This is a genomic window from Okeania sp. SIO2B3 (genome assembly GCF_010672525.1).
Lineage (GTDB): Bacteria > Cyanobacteriota > Cyanobacteriia > Cyanobacteriales > Microcoleaceae > Okeania.
The window spans coordinates 1-22,383 of sequence record NZ_JAAHGH010000090.1; the positions used below are offsets into that span (position 1 = coordinate 1).

General features: G+C 38.0%; 23 protein-coding genes and 1 pseudogene. 8 read left to right on the forward strand and 16 right to left on the reverse strand.

Features of this window, described 5'->3' with window-relative positions:
• Positions 1-121: 121 nt before the first annotated feature.
• From F6K15_RS30300 to F6K15_RS30310, 3 genes are all read left to right on the forward strand, one after another.
• Positions 122-286, forward strand: coding sequence for a zinc ribbon domain-containing protein (locus F6K15_RS30300; protein WP_363269028.1), 165 nt, complete (start codon positions 122-124; stop codon positions 284-286).
• Positions 287-419: 133 nt separating this feature from the next.
• Entirely contained in the window at positions 420-1,256 is an 837-nt protein-coding gene (locus F6K15_RS30305; protein WP_293068471.1) for a pentapeptide repeat-containing protein, read from the forward strand.
• 120 nt (positions 1,257-1,376) lie between these two features.
• A complete protein-coding gene (locus tag F6K15_RS30310; protein WP_293068474.1) occupies positions 1,377-3,245 on the forward strand; it encodes an FAD-binding protein in 1,869 nt (622 codons plus the stop codon).
• Positions 3,246-3,942: 697 nt separating this feature from the next.
• Here the strand turns inward: F6K15_RS30310 and F6K15_RS30315 are convergent.
• On the reverse strand, positions 3,943-4,800 hold the full coding sequence (locus F6K15_RS30315; RefSeq protein ID WP_293068476.1) for an HIT family protein: 858 nt from the start codon (positions 4,798-4,800) through the stop codon (positions 3,943-3,945).
• A gap of 1,004 nt (positions 4,801-5,804) precedes the next feature.
• Between F6K15_RS30315 and F6K15_RS30320 the strand changes: the two genes are divergently transcribed.
• Together F6K15_RS30320 and F6K15_RS30325 are read left to right on the forward strand one after the other, a co-directional pair.
• Positions 5,805-6,128 carry a bestrophin family ion channel gene (locus F6K15_RS30320; RefSeq protein ID WP_293068479.1) on the forward strand — a complete coding sequence of 108 codons (324 nt, stop codon included), beginning with the start codon at positions 5,805-5,807 and terminating at the stop codon, positions 6,126-6,128.
• A gap of 371 nt (positions 6,129-6,499) precedes the next feature.
• Positions 6,500-7,222 carry a Mo-dependent nitrogenase C-terminal domain-containing protein gene (locus F6K15_RS30325; protein WP_293068482.1) on the forward strand — a complete coding sequence of 241 codons (723 nt, stop codon included), beginning with the start codon at positions 6,500-6,502 and terminating at the stop codon, positions 7,220-7,222.
• A gap of 1,194 nt (positions 7,223-8,416) precedes the next feature.
• Here the strand turns inward: F6K15_RS30325 and cobM are convergent.
• Both cobM and lgt read right to left on the reverse strand, forming a co-directional pair.
• Positions 8,417-9,214 carry a precorrin-4 C(11)-methyltransferase gene (gene cobM / locus F6K15_RS30330; RefSeq protein ID WP_293068485.1) on the reverse strand — a complete coding sequence of 266 codons (798 nt, stop codon included), beginning with the start codon at positions 9,212-9,214 and terminating at the stop codon, positions 8,417-8,419.
• Positions 9,215-9,745: 531 nt separating this feature from the next.
• Positions 9,746-10,630 carry a prolipoprotein diacylglyceryl transferase gene (lgt, locus tag F6K15_RS30335; protein WP_293068488.1) on the reverse strand — a complete coding sequence of 295 codons (885 nt, stop codon included), beginning with the start codon at positions 10,628-10,630 and terminating at the stop codon, positions 9,746-9,748.
• Positions 10,631-11,467: 837 nt separating this feature from the next.
• Here lgt and F6K15_RS30340 point away from each other — a divergent pair.
• Positions 11,468-11,842 carry a hypothetical protein gene (locus tag F6K15_RS30340; protein WP_293068491.1) on the forward strand — a complete coding sequence of 125 codons (375 nt, stop codon included), beginning with the start codon at positions 11,468-11,470 and terminating at the stop codon, positions 11,840-11,842.
• 470 nt (positions 11,843-12,312) lie between these two features.
• On the opposite strand, the gene F6K15_RS30345 is transcribed toward F6K15_RS30340, so the two are convergent.
• The 5 genes and pseudogenes from F6K15_RS30345 to F6K15_RS30365 form a co-directional block, all read right to left on the reverse strand.
• A complete protein-coding gene (locus F6K15_RS30345) occupies positions 12,313-12,507 on the reverse strand; it encodes a hypothetical protein (RefSeq protein ID WP_293068494.1) in 195 nt (64 codons plus the stop codon).
• A 254-nt stretch (positions 12,508-12,761) separates the two neighbouring features.
• On the reverse strand, positions 12,762-13,475 hold the full coding sequence (locus F6K15_RS30350) for a phycobilisome rod-core linker polypeptide (protein ID WP_293068497.1): 714 nt from the start codon (positions 13,473-13,475) through the stop codon (positions 12,762-12,764).
• 830 nt (positions 13,476-14,305) lie between these two features.
• On the reverse strand, positions 14,306-15,871 hold the full coding sequence (locus tag F6K15_RS30355; RefSeq protein WP_293068499.1) for a chlorophyll a/b binding light-harvesting protein: 1,566 nt from the start codon (positions 15,869-15,871) through the stop codon (positions 14,306-14,308).
• A gap of 2 nt (positions 15,872-15,873) precedes the next feature.
• Positions 15,874-16,902, reverse strand: a complete 1,029-nt coding sequence (locus tag F6K15_RS30360; RefSeq protein ID WP_293068502.1) for a chlorophyll a/b binding light-harvesting protein — start codon at positions 16,900-16,902, stop codon at positions 15,874-15,876.
• A gap of 391 nt (positions 16,903-17,293) precedes the next feature.
• Positions 17,294-18,283, reverse strand: a pseudogene (locus F6K15_RS30365) (chlorophyll a/b binding light-harvesting protein); the annotation flags it as partial.
• Positions 18,284-18,895: 612 nt separating this feature from the next.
• On the opposite strand from F6K15_RS30365, the gene F6K15_RS30370 reads away from it, so the two are divergent.
• Positions 18,896-19,213, forward strand: a complete 318-nt coding sequence (locus F6K15_RS30370) for a XisI protein (RefSeq protein WP_293068540.1) — start codon at positions 18,896-18,898, stop codon at positions 19,211-19,213.
• Positions 19,214-19,435: 222 nt separating this feature from the next.
• Here F6K15_RS30370 and F6K15_RS38735 read toward each other — a convergent pair whose 3' ends face one another.
• From F6K15_RS38735 to F6K15_RS30395, 6 genes are all read right to left on the reverse strand, one after another.
• Positions 19,436-19,735 carry a PIN domain-containing protein gene (locus F6K15_RS38735; protein ID WP_363269037.1) on the reverse strand — a complete coding sequence of 100 codons (300 nt, stop codon included), beginning with the start codon at positions 19,733-19,735 and terminating at the stop codon, positions 19,436-19,438.
• A 138-nt stretch (positions 19,736-19,873) separates the two neighbouring features.
• Entirely contained in the window at positions 19,874-20,080 is a 207-nt protein-coding gene (locus tag F6K15_RS30375) for a hypothetical protein (protein ID WP_293068508.1), read from the reverse strand.
• A gap of 135 nt (positions 20,081-20,215) precedes the next feature.
• Entirely contained in the window at positions 20,216-20,518 is a 303-nt protein-coding gene (locus F6K15_RS30380) for a type II toxin-antitoxin system PemK/MazF family toxin (RefSeq protein ID WP_293068543.1), read from the reverse strand.
• 26 nt (positions 20,519-20,544) lie between these two features.
• On the reverse strand, positions 20,545-20,853 hold the full coding sequence (locus F6K15_RS30385) for a hypothetical protein (protein ID WP_293068511.1): 309 nt from the start codon (positions 20,851-20,853) through the stop codon (positions 20,545-20,547).
• A 44-nt stretch (positions 20,854-20,897) separates the two neighbouring features.
• Positions 20,898-21,254 (reverse strand): hypothetical protein, encoded by a 357-nt coding sequence (locus F6K15_RS30390; protein WP_293068514.1) that lies wholly within the window; start codon positions 21,252-21,254, stop codon positions 20,898-20,900.
• A 13-nt stretch (positions 21,255-21,267) separates the two neighbouring features.
• On the reverse strand, positions 21,268-21,576 hold the full coding sequence (locus F6K15_RS30395) for a hypothetical protein (protein WP_293068517.1): 309 nt from the start codon (positions 21,574-21,576) through the stop codon (positions 21,268-21,270).
• A gap of 22 nt (positions 21,577-21,598) precedes the next feature.
• Here F6K15_RS30395 and F6K15_RS30400 point away from each other — a divergent pair, with 22 nt between their 5' ends.
• Positions 21,599-21,739 (forward strand): hypothetical protein, encoded by a 141-nt coding sequence (locus tag F6K15_RS30400; RefSeq protein WP_293068520.1) that lies wholly within the window; start codon positions 21,599-21,601, stop codon positions 21,737-21,739.
• Between the two features lie 79 nt (positions 21,740-21,818).
• Here F6K15_RS30400 and F6K15_RS30405 read toward each other — a convergent pair whose 3' ends face one another.
• Together F6K15_RS30405 and F6K15_RS30410 are read right to left on the reverse strand one after the other, a co-directional pair.
• On the reverse strand, positions 21,819-22,151 hold the full coding sequence (locus F6K15_RS30405; protein ID WP_293068523.1) for a DUF5615 family PIN-like protein: 333 nt from the start codon (positions 22,149-22,151) through the stop codon (positions 21,819-21,821).
• Entirely contained in the window at positions 22,148-22,372 is a 225-nt protein-coding gene (locus tag F6K15_RS30410) for a DUF433 domain-containing protein (RefSeq protein ID WP_293068526.1), read from the reverse strand. Before F6K15_RS30410 ends, F6K15_RS30405 begins: the two co-directional genes overlap by 4 nt.
• Positions 22,373-22,383 lie beyond the last annotated feature (11 nt).

Consider the following 22,383-nt stretch of genomic DNA (forward strand, 5'->3'; position numbering starts at 1 on the left):
TTCGCGATCGCTCACTCTTTATCAGAATAATTATTATTATGAGAAAAACATTAGAGTTGTTGAAAGGGATTATATATTTTAAACCCTTACCCCACAATACTTTTGAGGCGCTTGTCACCCCGTGAGCATACGAACTCATTCTTGTCCACATTGCGACATAGTAATAAACCGCGACTTAAATGCGGCGATAAATATAAAAAATAGGGCGGTAGGGTATTCCGTCCCTAAAGCACGCCCTTGCCCGATGCAATGGCAGGGCAGGGAAACGAGAGAGCTTACAGTATAGCGCCAGCGAGCGTGTGGGAGTATGTCACTTAAGAAAAATCAATAAAAATTCTATTGAGAGTTATAAAAGTATAGGATTAATTAAATGTATACTTTACAAATTGACTATAAATAGCGAACCCTCTTCAAACAAAATGCAGTTTCAATCAGCTACAGAAATTATTCAAGCTTATCAGCAAAACAAAAATCTTACAGGTAGTAACCTACAAGGTATAGATATCAGTCAAATTGAACTATATCAAGTCAATCTGAGTCAAAGCAATTTACAACAGGCCAATCTCAATAATACAATCCTCATTGGAGCTAACTTGAGTGAAGCAAACTTAAGTGGAGCAAATCTCAAAGGCGCTGATTTACGAGGAACAAATCTTCAGGGAGCAAATTTGAGTGGAGCAGATTTAACTGATGCCTATCTCAATAGAGCTGAATTACAAAAGGCTAATTTGACTGATGCTAATTTGGCAGGAGCTAAACTACAAGTAGCTTACTATAATAGTAAAACAATTTGGCCCGAAGGATTTGCTTATAAAAAATCAGGAGCAGTTGGACCAGGAGCTGATTTAAGTGGAGCTTTCTTAAATACAGCTTACCTCCGAGGAGCTGACCTTCAAGGGGCAAATCTGCGGGGTGCTTATCTTAGTGGTACTGACTTGACAGGTGCTAACTTGCAAGGTGCAGCTCTTAGTGGTTCTAATATGAAGGGAGTTTTTTTAGTAGGTGCTAATTTGCGTGATACTCGACTCAACGGGGTAGAGTTAGAAGGAGCTGACTTACGAGCTGCGGATTTAACAGGGGCGAGTTTAGATAATATTCCTAGTATTGCTGGAGTTGATTTTACTTTGGTGCAGGGATTGAGTGACTCTACAAGAGCTATGCTATGTGAATATTCTGGCAAAGATTTGGGAACCTGGAATTCTTTTACTCGTACTAATACTAAGAGTAGTTTGTTATCCCACTTGACTGATATGTAAGTAGCTATAAAACTAGGGTTAGATTGGCGTTGCTGAATTAAGGAATAAATATAATTGGGCTTGGCATTTTACTGGCCAAAAAAATAACGAACAGGCAAGATACCCAAAAGGAGATATTAAATGAATCAAGAAACATTGACACAATTGCAGGTGAACCACTCAGATTTCATCTACAAATACGTCGAAGAGCACAAGGAGGAGTTGGAAGAACTGAGAGCAAAGGCAAATTCATTGGCGTTCGATGGGGAGTGGGTCATCATTGGCGATGATGAGTACCCGCAGAAGAGAATACAGTACGCAACAACGTCATTTCCAGAAGAATATGTTTCTCCACGCATTATTTTGTATCCGACTGGAGATCAGGACATCCAAAAGGCGATAGACTTGTGTCGCGAACTTAAGATGGCGATCGCGGTACGCACCGGAGGCCACCAATACTGCGGATACTCCTCAACCTTGCCGGAAAACATGCAAATAGACCTGAGCGAGACGTTTCCCCAATACGATTATGATGCGGAAGCAAATGTGCTGCGATGCGGTGTTAGCCACGCCTTGGGGGACTGGGCCGAGCTGAACCACAAGCACGGAATCTATCTACCCATGGGAGTGTGCGCGAATGTGCATTTGGGAGGACATGTTCACACCGGCGGTTGGGGGATAGTGGCACGAAGCCATGGACTTTTGGCAGATCACGTTCTAGGGTTCGACATCATACTGGCCAACGGTGAAAAGAAGCACATTGTGCGACCAAAAGAGGGTGAGACAAATCAGGACAATGACGACCTGTACTATGCGGTGTTGGGTGGAAGCAAAGGGGGAGATTTCGGGATCGTGACCCACTGGGAATTTAGTCCTCTACGTGACCAGGATTACCCTAACTCTGCCTGCTACACGTTCACGTGGCTGTGGTCGAAAAATAAGATGGAGGGAGCAGTGCGCAAGATGGCAGAACTGTCCAAACTTTGCGCAGAGGGGAAGATTCCATCCGACTACGAGTTTATGCTGAATATCACAGGTTTTGGGAAGATGGATTTGCTACCCGAGTTTGTGAAGGATGGATTGAGAAGTCTAGGAATCATTGGGGCTGGCAATATGGATTTGTTGTCTGACACAGTGAAAGATGAATTGAGAGAGTTAGGAATCACAGGTACCAGGCATGTGGATTTGCTGTCTAACGCAGTGAAAGATGAGTTAAGAGAGCTGGGAATCACGACTATCGAGAAGATGGACTGGCTGCCCGAAATAGTTAAAGATGATTTGAGAGAGCTGGGAATCCTCAATGACGGCATTTGGGTTCCGCCTCTGATCCAGATGTGGATGTGTTTCACGAACAAAGAAGGTAAGGGTCAGCAATTTGACGACCAATGGTTTGAATCGTTTACTGAGGAAGATGTCTGCGGGAAGCCGCTTGTGGCGCATCGACTAAAGAAAACCCCTGTTTCTAAAGGACTTGCGGAACATTTCATTATGAAACAAGACCGTGAGATGGAGTATCCCTTCGTAAAGCGCTTCCGAGCCACTATGGACCTACCAGAGGAGTTCCCCCAGACATACACGAAGCGTATGTACGAGATCATGGGCCTTATAGGCACTCGCAATGGACAGCACCTCGTCTCGCAACAGCAGATATACGCGGGTGGTGCCGTAGCGGAGAATGGGAAAGCAGGGATAACGTCCTATTCGTGGCGCGAACAAGCTCTGGCGATGAGCCATGACTCGTTCTACTTGGAGAGCTGGTTTCACCCTGAAGCTCGCGAGACGGCGGAGCTGTGGCAATGCGAGAATGATGAGGCATTCGTTGAGCAAAAGGGGTTTGCTGACAAAGATATGCGAATGGTTGCGTACACCTTTGGTAATCGGGTGCTAGATGAAGTGTGGCCTTACTACTATGACAGCGAGGAAAAGTACAAACGATTGAGAAAAATCAAGGGGAAATTCGATCCTAATCACCTTTTCTCTGCCGATGAATTTTCCTTGAAACCGCTTTAGGTGATTTGTGTAGACGCTGTTTGCCATTTGATTGTTGAGGGATATGGCCAAAGTTCTCCGCCCTCTCTTTCAAGGGGTAATATCATTTCCGTTGGGGCGCGTTTGTGTAAACCCAAGGGTAAATATCTACAGGAAATTTAGATTTTTTTCTTGCGAGGGTAGCCTTCTTCCCTTTTCTTTACTCTTCCCTCTTCCCTCTTCCCTCTTCCTTCTTCCTTCTCTTTGCTATACAATACCGATGCTACCGAACATTATATTATATCATGTCCGGTTGAACAGTTATAAATAAATAATGACGGAGGAGTCAGGAGTCAGTCCTCAGGAGTCAGGAGGGAAGAAAGAAGAAGGAAGAAGAAGAATTGGAGTTGAAGGAGAAAGTTTTTTGATCACTAATTATCCGGACATGATATAATATTGGGCTGCCTAGTGAGCTGGAACCTCTCATGCACGGTTTTGAAGCAGAGATGAGGTGAGGGATAGGGATATCCCCATTGACTGTAATACTTGTCTATATTTGATATTAAATCGGGTTAATTATACATAGAATCCGATTATTATGATATGTGTTTGTAATTTCTTAAATTACTTCAAGCCTTCAATCCCCCCATCCCCTCCAACTATATATATAAGTATTCAACCGGATATGATATGATCCTATTTTCTACCTCTATTTTGTGTAAGTTCACTATACCTATCTTTACCACTTTGGTACAACAAATCTCATTCCTCCCTTCACTCCTGAAGTATCTTCCTGATACCGAGGAATGACATGAATATTTGTGTGCATCATTTTTTGTCCTCCGGCACGATTAACATTTATCCCTACATTAAACCCCTCCGGATTATACTTTTCCTGTAAAATTTTCTGCACTTGATTTACCATTAACCAACATTCTAATTGTTCATCTACAGGTAACTCAAAATAATTTGCTAAATGACGCTTCGGTATAACTAAAGTATGCCCTTTTGTAACTGGATAACCATCAAGTATTGCATAAGTTTTTGCTGACTCTGTAATTAACTGTAAATTTTTACGCGGGTTACAAAATAAGCAATTGTTTGTGGAATTTTTTTGCTGATTATAATGAATATATTCATAAATTTCACACAACTCATCTGTGTGGATAGATTTAAAAGGTAAATTAACTAAACACTGATAAGTTGGTTTTTTGTGTATATAATGTTCTCGAAAACCCTCACGCTTCAAACCTCTTCTAACAGAGTAATAAGCTTTACCTCCAGGTTTTAATAATTGTGAAACTTCCATCAAAACTTGAGTTTGTGCTTGGTCAAATAAAACATTTAATACATAAAAACAGAGAATAGTATCAAATTTTGTCTGGGGATATTGTGGAAAATAATAAGGGTCATAACCAGTGACTGGAAAGTTTTTTTGTTGTAGTAGTTTAACATCATTACCAAAACCACAGCCAAAGTCGAGAATTTTACCAACTAGCAGATTTTTATCTAGCAATAATTGAGCTGGAAATGAAATAAATTTACGCTCTTTAGCAGTAAGGTGACTATATTGGTTTGATTGTTTATTGGTAAACAAGGATACTTTTGTGATGAAGTAATGCAGAATACAATAATTGTAATTGGTAATGGGTAATTGGGAAGGCGCTAAAACAACTTCGCTCTTTATTTAATGGCAGAGAATGTAAAACTTCTCAATAAAATCTGAGTACTCAATCCAGATCACAACTGATTATTTAGAATCAATTAGCCACCCGGAATGATTTATGAGAATTTTATTACTTCGGTATTCCCTATTCCCTTACAGGAGTGCGCTACCAGGTGAGTTTGTCGCACCCCACGGGGTAGCACCACTATTCCTTAAAAGTCTAGAATATTTCACAATTAAAATAAGGTTGATATAGATTTTTGAGAATCATTAGATTGTCAAAAAAGGAATAGAAAATGGTGGATGGTTGAAAATAATTTTTGTGATTAAAAATGACAATAAATTTTGATAAACTCATCGATAAATACTATATTTATAGAGAATTTTCAAAGTAGGTGGGCGATCGAATTATAGGTTTTTCATTAAACAGCTTCACAAAGAATAAAAATTACATTTTACCGTCTTGGTATTTACAAATTGCTAAAAGCTTTATTTAGTCAGCTTTTTCTCTAGTATACCTCACACCAATCCGATGGCTCTCCTAACCTACTCTTAGTCCATAGCAGTATAAACAACATACGGTAATTTATGAATCAGTAAACAGACATAAAACAAAATATTCTTGCTTATACTTATCTATATAACTTGTTTAATTATTTGAATATAGCAGTCTACAGATAAATTAAACATCAGCATCTGCATAGATTAGTTAACTACTCTAATTTTCTGTAAATTTTGCAGTAAAAAGGTTTTAATTACGGAAAATATGCAATTAATTTTGTGTAATTCCTATTAAGAATTTTCCTCAACTAAAAAAATACCAATAACTTCTGAATGAATAAGAATTAATAACTAATTTTAATACCGACTTGTAATATATTTTTCCTATTTCCTATTCCCTTTCACCAATCACAATTTATTTGAAGGTTAAGCCAATGGACTACCGCAGAAAAAGCTGGTTCCATATAATTTTTGACTTTAAAAGTTCAGTCATTCCCAATATTTGGCTCAGAGTATTGGTAATTATGATATTCGCCCTTTTAGTTACTATAGCTCATGGTAATAATTTGCCAATGAATCAGCCAATTTTAGGTAGTATTATTCCAGGAATAGTCCTTGGTTTATTCCTAGTTTTTAGAACTAATACTGCTTACGATCGCTATTGGGGAGGTCGGAAATTAATCGGACTTATTTCTAAAAATTGCTGCATTATGGCAAAAAATATAAAAAATATAATAGTGTTTGTTCCGGATCTTTAATTTTTCTCAGCTTCTTAGCTTCCTGAAGTTCCTGGCGTAACAATTGAAATTTACGTCTTTCATCGAGGGATTAAAACCGCCTGTCTCTCACCTTCGACTTAAGCTTTGGTAGAGAACAAGGAAGAAGATTTAATTTTTACTTTTGGGTAATAGCTAAAGATTATGATCATAATTTAATTAAAAATGATGTAGCCATAACTACTAAAACCCTAATAAATAAAGTTCACATAAATCGGAAATATGAGGATTTTAAGCTTGAGATAGTGAGGTAAAATATAAGTAATAGCTCCCATACCAACTTAATTTGTAATTGGTTTTAGGAGTCAGTCAAAAAACAGTATTTATTTTAGTTATTAATCAGAGGTTAAGCCATGACTAGCATCGTAAAATCTCCCCTAAACAAAGAACAAACTACTACCTGGTTAAGAGGACTAATGACCGTTGCTTATGCTGATGGGGAATTAGATGCGACAGAGAAAGATTTATTTGACCATTTTAGTCACGAAGAGTTTGCTTCTAAAATTGAAATCTCAGAATTACAACCTATTAATCCAGATGATTTAGCTAAGGTACTGGGAGAAAATCCTAACATAGCAGAAAATTTTATGAGAACTGCTGTGATGGTAGCCTTAGCCGATGGAATTTATTCTATTACTGAGGATGATATCCTTCATAAATATTGTAACGCTTTAGGACTAAAAGTTAAAGCTTTAGATGCACTTAGAAAAAATCTGGAAAAAGCCAAGGAACAAGTAGGAGAAGATGATTTAGAAAGTTGGATTGAAGAAACCGAACATACTGGCACTTTCATTATTCCCCACGACCCCGAACATCATCAAACTGTACTTACTCCGATTAAAGACTGGTTGGATGGATGGGATATCCATGACCCAAAAGTCGCTCACATGGTATGTAAAATGATTCCCCCTCAATGTCCCTTTGAGCGAGATATTTTGATTTTTGGTAAGAAAGTAGCCCATATTCCAGCTATGTGCAAACTTAACCCACTGTACGAACAGTTAGTTGGTATACGTTTCCGTGCTTTATCTTATTTGGCAGATGAATGTCAGGAGGATATTTCCAAGTATTGTTGAAGAAACAGGACTTACACATGCATACGAAATTATACACCATTTGTAGTGGCGGGCGGCCGTTAACCCCTACTATATAGAGTTTCTCAGGCTAGTGAGGTATACTCTTGTCTTTACTTCGCTGTTGCCTGTTGCCTATTGTCTGTTGCCTATTGCCTATTGCCTAAAGCTGAGAATTTTGTACCTCACCAATATGGGAATTGCTATATGTGGTGGTTATGCGTAAGTCCTGAGAAATAATAACAAAGAACAAATAAGCAAGAAAATTTAACCCACATTCTGCACCACAAAATGTAGTATAGAACCAGGAGTCAGAACTGAAAACTCAGGAGTCAGAATTTAGGAGAAAATCATAGCTGTCGTGATTGAGTAATATCATGTCCGGTTGAATAGTTACACTTTGGAGGAGGTAAGGCAGAAGGCAGCGGGAGCTGGAGGTATAGCGCTGTGCTGCCTTGCAACAGCTCCGGAAAGCAACAGCTCCGGAAGGGGGAATAAATTGCCGATAATATAAGACTTTTAGCTATTTGGTCTCTCCTGCAATTTGTAAATATACCAGCGCTCATTGCTATAGAAGCAGTGCGACCCCACGTCGGTGTCAGACGCAAGCGGTCAGACCCCGCGACGACGCCAGCTTGCTTGCGGAATGCTGACCAAGAGAGGAAATGCGCACTCTTGTGAGGAAAGAAAAGGTTAGAAGAGAAAAGGTTTTTTAACCCGTGCTATTATCCGGACATGATATAAATAATCAAGCAAGTATTTATGCTTAATTGTTTACTCGGAATTTGATGAACAAAAAAAGTAATTGGGGTGATTTGCACAGTATAAATACTTATCCCTGTTCCCTGTTCCCGCTATAGGATGTAAGATTAAATCCTGCTCTATAAAACTGATACAAAGCGTTACATAACGTGACAACTTGATAGCGTAGCTCCTCCGATAGGAGGCTGTTTACTTCCTGCTTCTTGTGAGGCCGGGGGGCGGTTACTCATCCACAGGCATTAATGCACACGCATTCACGACCGAGCCGACCGCATGTCTTGAGTGCGTCTTACATTCTAAGGATAATCTATAAACCGGATTTAGTTGAGATGATTTATTTGTTGTCTAATTAATAATTATTGGGGTAGTCCTGCGGAGCACAAACCAAGAATTCTGGTTTCAGGAGAATCTCCGCACCTTGAGGTTTAGAATATGTCAAGTAACCTGTTGCCTATCCCCTCGAAATAGATGAGTATGTTGAGGATTATAAAGACCAGAACGCCCTACTTTTTCCACTTTCTCCAACGCTGGACTAATCACATAGAGGGTTGTTCTGACTAACTGTTTCTCTTCAGTAACAATTGCCATTTTCTCCAAAGGTACAACCCAAATCTGTTCATCAGGCCATCCCAAACGATAGCATATTGCAATAGGTATTTGAGGCGAGTAATGTTCTATCAACTTTTGTTGTGCTTCCCAAACATGACGAGCGCTCAAATACAAACATAAACTCGCCCCGTGAGCAGCCAAACTACCCAACTCTTCACTAGGAGGAACTCCTGTAGCTTTTCCACTAATCCTAGTTAATATGATTGTCTGCACCAACCCAGGTACAGTCAACTCCACTTTTAACTTAGCTGCTGCATCCTGAAATGCACTAATTCCTGGCACAATTTCAAAATCAATTTCTGCCTCTGCCAAAAGCTGCATTTGCTCATAAACCGCCCCATACAAACTTGGATCTCCAGAATGGAGACGTATTACAGAACAACCTTTTCTCACTCGGTCTATCATTAAAGGCAAAATATCTTCTAGGGTTTTATTTGCCGTTCCAATCACCTCAGCATCAGGACGTACATCTCGTAACATTTGCTTGGGTACTAAAGAATCTGCATATAGAATCACATCTGCTTTCGCCAAGAGATTATAAGCTTTCACTGTTAATAGATCCGGGTCTCCTGGACCTGCCCCTACAATGTAGACTGCTGCTTCAAGACTTTCTGTATTATTCATTTATTAGTATTAGCCAAAAAATTTTCTTCAGTATTCGTGATTTTTCCTGATGTTAGTACCTATATTCAGAGAAAAGGAATGGTAGATGCACCCTGGTATAGCTCTGGACTTTTTGTCTAGAGCTTTTTTTTATCTTTATCTTTTGCGAGTTTAATACCAAGGGTGAAAAAAGAATGCTACAAACTCTAGTTATAGGGAACAGGGAATAGGTAACAGAGATTCGTCGCAAACATTTATCAAACTGGTATAATATCTCAGCGTCAACGCAGGGTCAATTTATTGTCACGCTTAGAAAAATTGTATCCTTTGAAATCTCGTATATCTTGCTAGAATTAGTTAACCAAAAATATAGAGTTGTAAATATTTTCTGATGACAAAGAATTAGCTCTGCACCGTCAACAGGGGTGCTGAAAATTGTTTGGGGCAATAAGACACGAAGTAGCGTGTCAAAGACTATCGCCATGCAATTTTTTCTTCTTCCTTCTGACTTCTTCCTTCTGCCTTCTTTCTGCCTTAATCATTACCAGCATTTCACTCTCTCTGCGTTTCTTCCTCCCTATACCTATTTTCTGAAGGCCATACATCAGGTAAAGGTAGCTTCAACAAATATAGCCAAGCTAAACCTGCCAACCCCAACAAAATTCCAGCTAAACTCACAAATTGGGCAATTCGTAGTGGCCCTAACATCAAACTATCAGTCCGTAATCCCTCAATCCAAATTCGCCCACTACTATAAGCTGCCATATAAACAAGAAATAAAGTCCCTACCTTAAGTCGATATCTACCACGCAAATCTCTAAAAAATAGGAATAGTAATAGTCCAAATACCATCAAATTCCATAGAGACTCATATAAGAAAGTGGGATGAAAATAATCAAAATTTACTAATTCCGATGGACGACGTTCTGGAGGAATATATAACTTCCAAGGTAAATCAGTGGGACTACCAAAAGCCTCAGAATTGAAAAAATTACCCCACCGACCGATAGCTTGTCCCAAAATCAAAGAAGGAGCCACTAAATCTGCCAACTGCCAAAAAGAGATTTTATTAATTCTGGCAAAAATTAAAGCAGCGATCGCTCCACCAATAATTGCTCCATGAATTGCAATGCCTCCTTTCCAAATTGCAATCATATCTATGGGATTTTTTTGGTACTGTTCCCACTCAAACAGAACATAATACAACCTTGCTCCAGGAATTGCAGCTAATACCAACCAAACCACTAGATCGCCTAATAAATCTGGGTTAACATGACGGCGTTTAGCCAAATATTGGGATAGAGTAACTCCAATTAATACTGCTGTGGCAATTAAAAGTCCATACCAACGAACTGCCAAAGGCCCCAATTCAAAAAGAATTGGACCTGGAGAAGTAAATTGAAAGCCTAAAAGCAATAAGGGAATCTCTACTGTCATAGATTTACATAGAAAAATTACTTATAAGAATACCTTAATAGCTAAAAGTCAAAAGTTAGAAATTTTGATAAATATAGCGATCGCACAGTATATACTTATAGCAGTTGAAGCAAAGGGCGAGGAGATATCAAAAGCTTAAAACTCAGACAAAGCCAGATTTTTCAGTGCTTGCTTCTCTCCTAGATAACTAAAGCCTTCTTCCTTGTGCAATAAGTAAATCAAAATCGTTTTTCCCTCACAGTATTGCCATCTCTATAGTATTAATTTAGTTTTTAGTCAATTATTTCTCAGAGTGATGGGATTTGTATATTTTTCTCTGACAAAAGCAATAGGGTTAATAGTTTCATATAGCAGGGAACAGCGGTGCGACCCCGCATCGGCGACAGACACACTTGGTAGCGCACCAAAAGAGACAACAGCGGAAAAAATTTCCTCGTATTCAATTTATCATTACTCTATGTCCTAAGCAACTCAATATTTGCTATATTTTCTATCTAGATTTTGAATTTTTTACAAATAAAAAAAAATGCTTAAAAGCGCCTAAATTTATTTATAGAGTATAGTTTCCCTTCTGCCTCCTAAACTTCTTGAAAAATCACTGTTAAATAAAGTAAAGTTATTTACAACAAACTTTACACAACTAATTCATATTGCACCTGTAGAGAGTTATTTTTGACTTTTGACTTTAACATCTCTTTAAACATCTCAGAATTTAATCTTTTTTTAATAAATTAATTCTTATTATAAAGTTAAGAAATTGGAAATAATAGCCAATTATACTCAATATTTATTAAGATTGAAGAATGTAAACTTAATTTTCGGGTAGTGAAGAAATATATGGAACTATTGCAAGAACAAATTATTGTTTTGAGTAAAAAAATTGAAGCAATACACACAATTATTGAAAAACTGAACGACCAGGTATCAACCTTTATAATTAAACAGGAGGTAAATAAATATCAATCTACAGAAATTACTTCTAATATGATACAGGTCAATGAGCTAAAACAAAAATATAACGGTTTTGATCTAGAATTAGAACACAAAGATGTGCTATTAGATGATGACTATATGAATCAAGGCAGTCAAAATATGGATGGAGAATTAACATCAGAGATTCAAATTCAACGGCTAACAGCTCAATTGACGGCGGCTTATAATAGAATTGCTGCATTAGAAGAACAATTACTTTCAAAAAGAATTAAAACTTAGACATATAGGGTAAATTAGATATGTAGGGTAAAAAGGGTAAAATAAGTGGCTAAAAATGAGTTAAAAACCTAAACTAAATTGAGATGTTTTATATTAAATAGACTTAAATAAATGCTCTTAACCCTCATTAATTAGGTTAGAAAAATATACGGATCTTGTCAATTTTCCCAAACCTGGGCGGAATTCTGTATGTTGCCAATTCTACGGTTATCCTAATACAACTCCCATACCATACTCTTGATACTAAATCCGCCGAGCAAAAGGTACTTTTCAATCCTCATCTAACCTTTCTGCCCTCTGGTTTACCCTCGTAATTAAAGATACTCTATAGATAGATCGCCGGGTTTAGTGTAACTGATCCTCTTCAAAGTTAACTTTATTGACGATCAGCTATCAGAATTTTCTGATTAGAATTATGAACTATGAACTTTTTGAGGCATAAAATTTAGACAAAGTATTGATCGCCAACTCTATTCTACTTGTACCCATCCTCTGAACACAAAATATGAAAGTCGCTTAACAGTAGAACGATCTTCTGTGCTTAGAGAATCGTCTAATACAGCAGCCATGAGGCCATAACAGTCTAATTTTGTGAGAAAGCCACTTTTGGCAGCAGAAACCATAATTTCGTTGATTGCACCGGGAAGTAAGTTAATTTGAAGCATAAGATCAACCTTGAATTCCATATTTCAATCATCCACTCTTTTTCTTGATTTGGTAGTGATTAATAGTACAACTAACTGTGATTTTTTGCTGTAAATTGAGTGAAGTAGATATGTAAGTTTTTGTGATGTTTGTCACAATGTTACATTTCTTACAGGAATTATGCATAACTACCACATATAGTAGGAGCAAAAGGACATTTGCCCCTACAGATGGTGTATAATATCGTATTTTGTGTAAGTCCTGATTATTGATATTATGTGGGCGAAAGCACTAGAGTCAGAGTAACTAATAATACTGCTACAGAGAGTATTCCCACAAATAATAGAGCTTTGCGATAAACATAAGCGCTACTATCTAACATACTTGGATCAAATTTCCTTAGTTGCCCTGTTTGATATAACTGCTTTAGGTAATAGCTGTCGTAACGAGCCATCCGAGCAAAAGGCAGCTCTCCCTGAGTGCGTTGAGGTAAAACTCGGCAACGTTGGTAGGGAACAAAGTTATAGCCAAAATACTTGTCATATTCTTCGCTGTTTAACAGGTCATTGACAAAACCCTGAAGTCCTTTTGTTGCTAATACAATAGACCAGGCAAGTTTCTCTTTATTGTTATAGACAGGGCGTCCTAAAACCCTTTGAATACAAAGCTCAACACAACGATAGTTACTGTTGCTATCATAGATCAGTCGCCGGAATGACTCAGAAAGCAACAAACCTTGAATGAAATCTTTCATCGTAATCTGACCATTGCGCAGTTGAGACTCCAGAGCAACCTGTCGATGGACTGCGATAATTTGCTGCTCATTGAAAATTTGCCGATAGGCTGCCCAGATAATCTCATCCATCTCTGTAGCAGTAGGCAGGTTCTCTAAAGTGTATTGTATAGGATATTCATCTCCTGGAACATCAAATTTTTGAACCCGATGGTTTTGACTAGAGAGTGGGTAATACATTAAAGGAATTGTCATTGATAAAATCCTGTAAAAACTAAAAATTATAGAACTCGACTATATCATAGAGTGAATTACCTAAGAGACTGTCTGTAAAGTTTTGTAAGAGAAAGAAACACCTTTCATTTAGTTATTTATTCCAAACTTTGTACTCTGAAATACTCAATATACATCTCCAGAAGCGAAGTTTTTACCCAGGTAGTACAAGGGTTTAAGATTAATTATCAGAGAGTTATAAATTGGTGAGGAGTAAAAAAACTTTATAATTATTTACAAAATAATTATTTACCGAAAAATTGGGTTTAAAGCCTCGCCCTTGTAGGGCGACTTTTTATTTGAGCATGCAAGTGAATTGGATATATGCTAAACTGTTATTAGTTGCCGGGGGGCACGCCTCCTCCGGAGGAGCTACGAATTGCGGAAACTCGTGCGCGGACGTGGAGGGAAGCATCAGACTACCGCCAAGGAAGCAGCACCCTGTGTTAGCGGCAGCTATGCGAAGCAAAACGTCAACCCGCCGAAGAGCTACGGCTCAGTAGGAACCCCCGCGCCTAACAGCCGGGGAGGATGTCAAAAACAACTTCTAGGTAATAGAGTTGTCAAAACATCTTTGAGCTATTAACTGAAGCAGGAGATGTCAAATAGTAAATATCCGATGAACTAAGGCAGCTATGCTGAGAGCAGAGGGCAGAAGGAACAATTGGATGGGGTTTTTATACCCTTGTTCCCCTAAAGGTAACAGACGAGTAAGAATTCCCTTCTGCCTTCTGCCTCCTGCCTTCTGCCTTTCCTGATAAAAATTAGGAATATTAACTTCTGTCCCTCTTCCCCTGCTCAAGCAAACAAAGTTACAAAATTCCCGATCGCCCGATTTCTATAAGGATAAAGCAGGCAAAAATCACACCGCCTATTCCTCCAATGAGGAAACCAGAGGTAAACAGACTCCATTCCTGATAAGTTTGCAGGTTCTCCGGCAAAACGCCTCTTGGTTTACCAGAACCTTGAAACACTACCGCCCCATAAACAAACAGACAGATACTTAAAATCACTACTAAGCCAGATGCACTACCACCTCCAGCCAGGAGAGCTTGGTCTGTGTTGCGCAATGGTCCGAGTTTGAGAAAAGGCCCTAATAACAGATATCCATGAGCCATGCCAATTTCCAGACCCCGTGCAATAGGGGATAAACCATTCCGATAAATTGGCAAGTTTTTTACCCAAGTGATGGTAAGCTGACTGGAATTAATTGGGGTTGCTAAATTACCCAATTGAGGATTGTTCTGGAAAGGCTGTACAATACCCGTAACTAGAGATTCGTTATTAAACTGAGTGTCTCCATAGAGGGCACCGGGATTGAACTTCAGATTACTAAAGACAAATCCACTGGCGATCGCTCTGGCTCTGAGACCATGCCAAAAGTGACCTGCTAGCAGCAGACAGGCAAAGATGAGTTGGAACAACATCAACCAGGTGCGAGGAGTGATTGTTCCATCAACATTAGTCACACCTACAGGACCATAAAATACTGAAGGATAGACTGTATCATTCACCCAGACAAAGTAGGCTGCAAAAAAGCCCATGTAAGCTAGAGCTGCCTGACTATAGGCAAGATATGCCTCTCCTGACCAGACAAACAGACCCTTAGCCCATTTTTTAGGGGCAGTAGTGATATGCCAGAGACCACCCAGAATACAGATACTACCAATCCAAATGTGACCGCCTATGACATCTTCTAAAGATTTGACAGCAGCCATACCCTTCAAGGTCCAGCCATCAGGGGTGATACCGACGAGGTAACCGAAGATAGTCTGGGGGTTGAGAGTGGGTTGAGTAATCAGTCGTACATTGGCGATCGCCGGGTCATACAAACCATCAAAATACATAGCTTTGGCTACTAGCAAAAATGCTCCCATCCCTAATAGCAGTAGATGAATACCAAGAATAGTAGTCATTTTCTTGCCATCATTCCACTGATAGCCAAATCCCTTTTCATCAAGTTTGTCAGGTCCAAGCACGGCATGGAAAATGCCACCAGCGCCTAGAATTGCTGAACTAACGAGATGGATAACACCAATAGCAAAGTAGGGATAAGTATCAATAATTTCACCATTTGCTCCAACTCCTATACCCAGAGTCGCCATGTGGGGCAACAAAATCAGCCCTTGGTCGTACATGGGAAGGCTAGGATCGAATTTTGATAGCTCAAACAGAGTCATTGCTCCAGCCCAAAGTACAATCAACCCTGCATGAGCAATATGCGCTCCTAATAACTTTCCGGACAAGTTAACAAAGCGAAAATTACCAGCCCACCAGGAATAGGGTTCTTGGGAATCACTAACATAGTTAGCAACATCAACATTATTATCTGTGGAAAAGCCTAAAAACCTTAATGGATTTGATTTAGTTACAGTCATAACTAGCTTACTTGACCTCTTGTAAATGTGACTACTCTGCCTTCGGTGAAACTATAACCTGCTGCGCGTAGAGCGTGGAATAGGTGTCCTTGCAGGAAGAAAAATCCTAACCAGAAGTGAGCATTAGCTAACCATACTCTTGCAGTCAAGGCTCCATCAGTACTAACAAACACAGGAAAGCGATCGAACACAAGAGTCAAAGTTGGTCCGAAAAATTCTGTGGGAAATACCAGGGAGTTAACGGACACAAACAATGTTGCTACAAATGCCATTAAGCTGACTGCGCCAATACTGTAAGACAAATATGCTTCTCCTGACCAGACAAATAAGCCTTTAGCCCAGTCAAAGGGTACGGTGCGAAGATGCCAGATACCACCCAAAATGCAGATAGCACCAATCCAAATGTGACCGCCTACTACATCCTCTAAAGAGTTGACACCAGCAAGCCAGAACTTCCCTTCTGTACCAAATAGGTAGCCGAAAATGGTAATAGGATTTAGAGTGGGGCTTGATATTACTCGTACATTTTGAACTACTGGATCGTATAACCCTCCGAATGCGATCGCTTTTGCTACAAGTAAAAATGCTCCGATTCCTAACAATACTAAATGTATACCTAGAATAGTTGTCATTTTACCTGGATTATTCCAGCTATAGCCAAAGAAAGAAAATTTACTCTCTAGCTTGGCAGGGCCTCTGAGAGCATGGAATATACCACCTGCTCCTAAAAACGCCGAACTAATCAAATGCAGTACCCCAATCACAAAGTAGGGGTAGGTATCAATGACACCTCCTTCACCAACTCCAAATCCTAAGCGGGCTAGATTAGGCAGTACAATTAATCCTTGCTCGTACATGGGTAAAGAGGGATCAAAATTTCCTACTTCAAACAAAGTAATAGCACCAGCCCAAAGTACTATCAAGCCAGCATGAGCTACATGAGCGCCCAGTAGCTTGCCGGATAGGTTAACAAGTCGAGCATTTCCTGCCCGCCAAGGGATTTGCAGATTCTCATCAGTTACTACAGTCATTGCTATTGTTTTCCTTCTTATAAATGATTGAACTTATACCGTTCCACGGAAGTCAAAAGTCAAAAGTCAAAAGTTAAAAGTAAGATTTAATAGACAGAAAACTTTGACGTTTCAATAGTTTCAACGGATTATTTGACACGATAACTTTGAAACTATTAGACATATCCAATAATCAAAAATAAAATCAATTATCGTAGATAAATCATCAATTATTTCTCTCTACTCCCTACTCCCTACTCCCTACTCCCTCTTTTCTGGAGAGGTCTATTTGTGACATCCTTAAAGTGAAATGGTATTAGATTTTGACTTCTATTCAAGCAGGTGTAATAGGTGTAACATTCTTAGCCATAAAGTCAAAGAACGTTCCATAAAATACTTTACGAGTAGCAGCTCGCGCTCGGTAAGCGTGCCATAAGTGTCCAACCAAAGCTAGGAAACCTAACCCAGCATGAACGGTAGCAAGAGCAGCTCGCACAGAGTCGCTGCCAATAGGACCGTAAAACACGCTAGGATAAACAATTTCGTTGGTGGAGATAAAGACAGCCACGCTAAATCCTGCGATCGCAAGTGCCCCTAAACTGTAAGACAAGTAGGCTTCTCCGGACCAAATTAGTATTTGTTTTGCCCAACCTGTAGGCTTTGACACGATGTGAAACAGACCGCCTCCAATACAGAGTAGGCTGACCCAAACATGACCACCGACCACATCTTCGAGATTATCTACGCTAGCCATGCCAGTAATTGTCCAACCATTAGGACTAAAGCCAAGCAGATAACCGAAAATTCTCGCGGGATCGAGATTAGGCTGTACTAACCTTACTTGTTCTATTAGTGGGTCGTAAATACCACCTAAAATCGTTGCTTTAATGACCAATAGTGATGCTCCAATCCCCAATAGCACTAGATGAATACCCAAAATGGTAGTCATCTTGTTGCCATCTTCCCAGTCGTAGCCAAAACCTTTCTCATCAAGCTGTTTCGGCCCTAAAACTGCATGGTAGATCCCTCCTGCTCCCAAAACAGCAGAACTGATGAGATGCAGCATACCAATGACGTAGTAGGGATAGGTGTCGATCGCTTGCCCACCTGCGTCTATACCAATACCTAATGTTGCTAGATGAGGTAGTAATATTAGTTTTTGCTCGTACATTGGTACGCTAGGGTCAAAGAGGGATAGCTCGAACAGTGTCATAGCACCTGCCCATAGCATAATCAAACCAGCGTGGGCTACATGGGCACCTAGTAATTGCCCAGAGAGGTCTTTGAACCTGATATTACCTCCCAGCAAGGCTGCACCTTCTTCTTCAGTGGCCTCAAAATCCCAGCCTAGCGATCGCCAAACAGGTGTCCAGAAAACTCCACTGTCATTAGTTGTAGACATGGTGCTGCTTTCTTTATTGCCAAATGTTTGCATAGAGATTTGGTCCTCAATCTGATGAAGATCAGTTAAAGAAGGCTCTATAGCAGTCCTAAATAATTTAGTAAAAATCCCAAACCCAAAATAGAATAAAAATTTTGACAATTATTATCCCTTTTACCTTTACTCTGTTGGATCTTTTCTACAATAGCGAAAATAGGACTACTATATTGAGCTTTATTATCAATAATTTTATTGCAACACAATTAAGATTTTTTATCAACAAAAAAATATAAATTTTTATGAAGAAGTATTTGTTACATCAATTGAATTAGCCTTGGATAGCAAGTAGGGAATAGCAGTGAAATGCAGAGTGGATAGTGGATATAAGAAGCAATCAGTGTCCTAGTTACAAGAAATGTTCGTGATGCACAATCCTTTTTTTTATGGGTGATATTATAATTAGTTTATTCAAAAAATTAGCTAAGATAACTAAGAATTTATTGCAATAAATTTTTAATAAACTCTTAGATATATTTAGGACTTATATCATGTCTGTTTGTTTAATATCATGTCCGGATAATTAGTGATCAAAAAAATCTCTCCTTCAACTCCAGTTCTTCCTCGGATAATACAATAGATTTTTACAGGCAATGTGTGAAAAAAATTCTCTGTGAATATGAAGATCTCAAGGATGAAGATTCACAAATAGAGCTAATTTTTGATGATGAAAGAATGCGTTATATGGTTTTGTGGGTGGGATGGTACAAATATAAGCGTATCCATCAATGTGTTGTACATATTAATATTGTTGAGGATAGGATTATTATTCAATGTAATGATTCGGAAGAATCAATAGTAGAAAAATTGGTAGAGATGGGAATTTCTCAGGAGAATATTAGTTTGAATTTTATACATCCTCTACATCGAGGTTATTTGGAAATAGCGACTTAATTTTATCTTCTGGAAAAAAGGCGATAAGGCATCCGCCACGCTTCGCGAACGCTCGACTTAAAGTAGCAATAAAAATAGAGTCAATATTACAGAATATTTCTCGCAGAATAAGTACATATATTAACAATTAAATATTCCCAGTGCGGGCATCTTGCCCGCGTGGGTGTACCTCACTAAGTTGGAATCTGCTGTATTTAGTTGATAGATAAAGAATTATTTATTTTATTTAAACGGATTAATAATCTTGAGTCGTTTTAAAACTATTAAACCATCTTGTATATCTTCAGAATAAAGAACATTTGCACCTGCGGCTAAAGCACTAGCAACTATTAAGCTATCCCAAAACGATAAACTATATTGACTGCGTAAGTCTGAAGCAGATTCCAGAATAGTTAACTCAAATGGTAAGACTTGACAGCGGCTATAAAGAGATTGAATAACTGTCTTAATTTGACTTTCATCAAATTTAGCTTTTTTAATGAAATTTACCGCAAGTTCATTGATTACTTGGGTACTAATAATGAGATTTGATTTTTATGTGATAGAAATGGCAATATTTCGCTTTATTTCTCTTTCTCTGGCTTCTATCCGTTGGTCATCAAACAAGCGATAAAGCCAAACATTCGTATCAATAAAGTTTAGTTCCATTTGAGTTAATCATTAACTTTCATAAATTTGTTCCCTGGTTAAAAAGCTATCGACTTTAATTGGTTTTTCTGTCAGATAGTCAATTGCGCCTTTGCCTATTTTTGTTTGAGATTTTTGTAAATTTTCCAATTTATTTTTGGCTTGAAATGCCTCAATAATTGCCTGTATTTCTTCGATTTGTTCTGGTTTTAAGCCACTTACATTAATTGTTTGGTTCATAGTTTATTGTGATTATAGAATTGTATTATTTTAGTACCAATTTGTTCCTGAACCGGATATAGTAATTCTGTTATTTTTGAGCGTTAGCTTGAATTTGAAGGTTTATTTAATTTTGGGAGATATCTTAGGGAAAATTTAACCATCATATTCTACCAATAAAGCAATACCTGTGGATATTTTATTCATAATTTCAGGAGAACAAACACCGATTTTTCTGACTAATCTTTGCAAATCCATTCCTCTTATTTGCAATAGATCGACAGTAGAAATTTTGGTTAAATTATTTTCTAAATTCGATTCTATTTTGATATGCCAACTATCATTTTCAAAATAATCTTTCCAATCAGTTATCGGTGCAATTAATTTAATTGGTAATCTGCCAATTCCATCAGAACTAATAATAATAGCCGGACGAACTTTTTTAATTTCTGCTCCAATGGTTGGGTTATTTCAGTTATCAGTTATCAGTTATCAGTACCTCCGTCTGAAAGCTTATGTTTAAAATTCTGAAGTTTATCTTTTTCATCCCAGGTTTGTAATTCTTGCCATTCTCCGTCTTGCTGATAATTTTCTAACATTTTTTCGGCTTGCTTTGCTAAAATTTCTCGTCTTTTTTCTAATGGTAATTTCATTAAATAACGGGCATCTGTTTCGTCTTTTTCTTGCAGGTAAGTTAAGAAATCTAGGGCTATTTGTAGTCGTTCTGGAGAAAGACTTACTAACTTTTCTTTTGCTGTTTCAAGGATTTTGGGGTCTGTTGATTTTAATGACATTTTTGCCTCTATCATTTTTAATTCACAATTAGGATAATTTTATTTTACACAAATTCAATATTTATCTGCCAATTTTCATCTAAAAATTGCAAATTTTCATCATAAATTATAGTGAGTTCACCAAGTTTTTGTGCAAGTAGATTATTAGCTTTGAGAACAAATTTTATTTGAATCCAACGTTTTTTATTGGTAACACCAATTGAGTTACTAACTAACTCAGCAGATAGGGAACGAGGCAAAATAATTTCTTCATAATATTTATCTTCTTCATCCCAATAACCGCAGATTTTATAATCGCATAATTCTAGATGTTCTCTCACTAAAGAGTTGGCATCTAAGTTTTCTATTACTTCTGTTAAATCTTGCCAAACAGGGTGATTTTTTAATTCTATTTGAGTCATAGTTAATTGATGATTAATGTTCTGTTACAAAACCTGGAAAGTGTAAAACTTCATCTATAATTATTCCGTGAAATCGGCGATCGCTTCCTTTTCCTAATACTTTTGATTTTAGGTCAAAACCTTCTATTTCGGAAGCAACAAGTCTAATATTACCGCGAGGGGTAACTATTCCTTTTTCAATAGCTTTTAAATGTTTGTTATTCTGGTCATATTTTATCCCCAGTTGTATTTGCTCTTTGCTAAAAGATACTAACCGATTGTTAATTGTTTGATATATTTTATCGGGCTGAATTTCTGCCCAATTATTGGATAGAGGTTCCATTTATTTTTTTTTGCAAGTTTGAATGATTAATTATCAAACTATGGATTTTCTAACTATTTTACTTCCTCTTGAAAAACTTTTAATTTCTCTTTTTCTTGGGGTGAGTGCTGTAAAGCGATCGCTCCATTTAAGAAACTATAAAATGCAAGTTCATCCTTTCTGATAAGGGATAATTAAATCTGTTAACAAAGGATTGTAGTTTTTGTTGATTTTAATGACTTTTTACTTCCTTAATTTCTCTTTTAATATAGAACTAAAACTGAATTACTGGCATCTTGAGTCAAAGCTACAATATCATCATACCTAGAACGTAAAAGTATCTCAATTTCAGATGTTGTGCAATTTCCTACCCTGATCCAGATTAATTTAGGAGGAAAACCAAGCAAAATTACCAAATCATAAAAATCAGCATCTTTAGTGACAATAATATATTGATTTTCGCGAGCATACTGCCATATATCTTGATCGTTAGCTTGGTCTAATCCTAAAAAATAAAGATGACTAGACTGTGGATAAATATCAGCTAAACGGGACACTAAACGAGGGGATAAATTATGGTCGAATAAAAGTTTCATTTGGGTACTATTAAAGTTTGTTGTTCTCGTTCAGCAGCATAGTTTAGACAAGCCAAAATATCCTGTTTTGTTAAATAGGGAAAATCTTCTAATAATTCTTCATAAGTCATTCCCGCAGCTAGATAGGAAAGTACATCGTAGACAGTTATTCTCATACCTCGAATACAAGGTTTTCCACTGCGTTTTCCTGGTTCGATAGTAATAATGTTTGGTTCTGACATGATGTATTTAG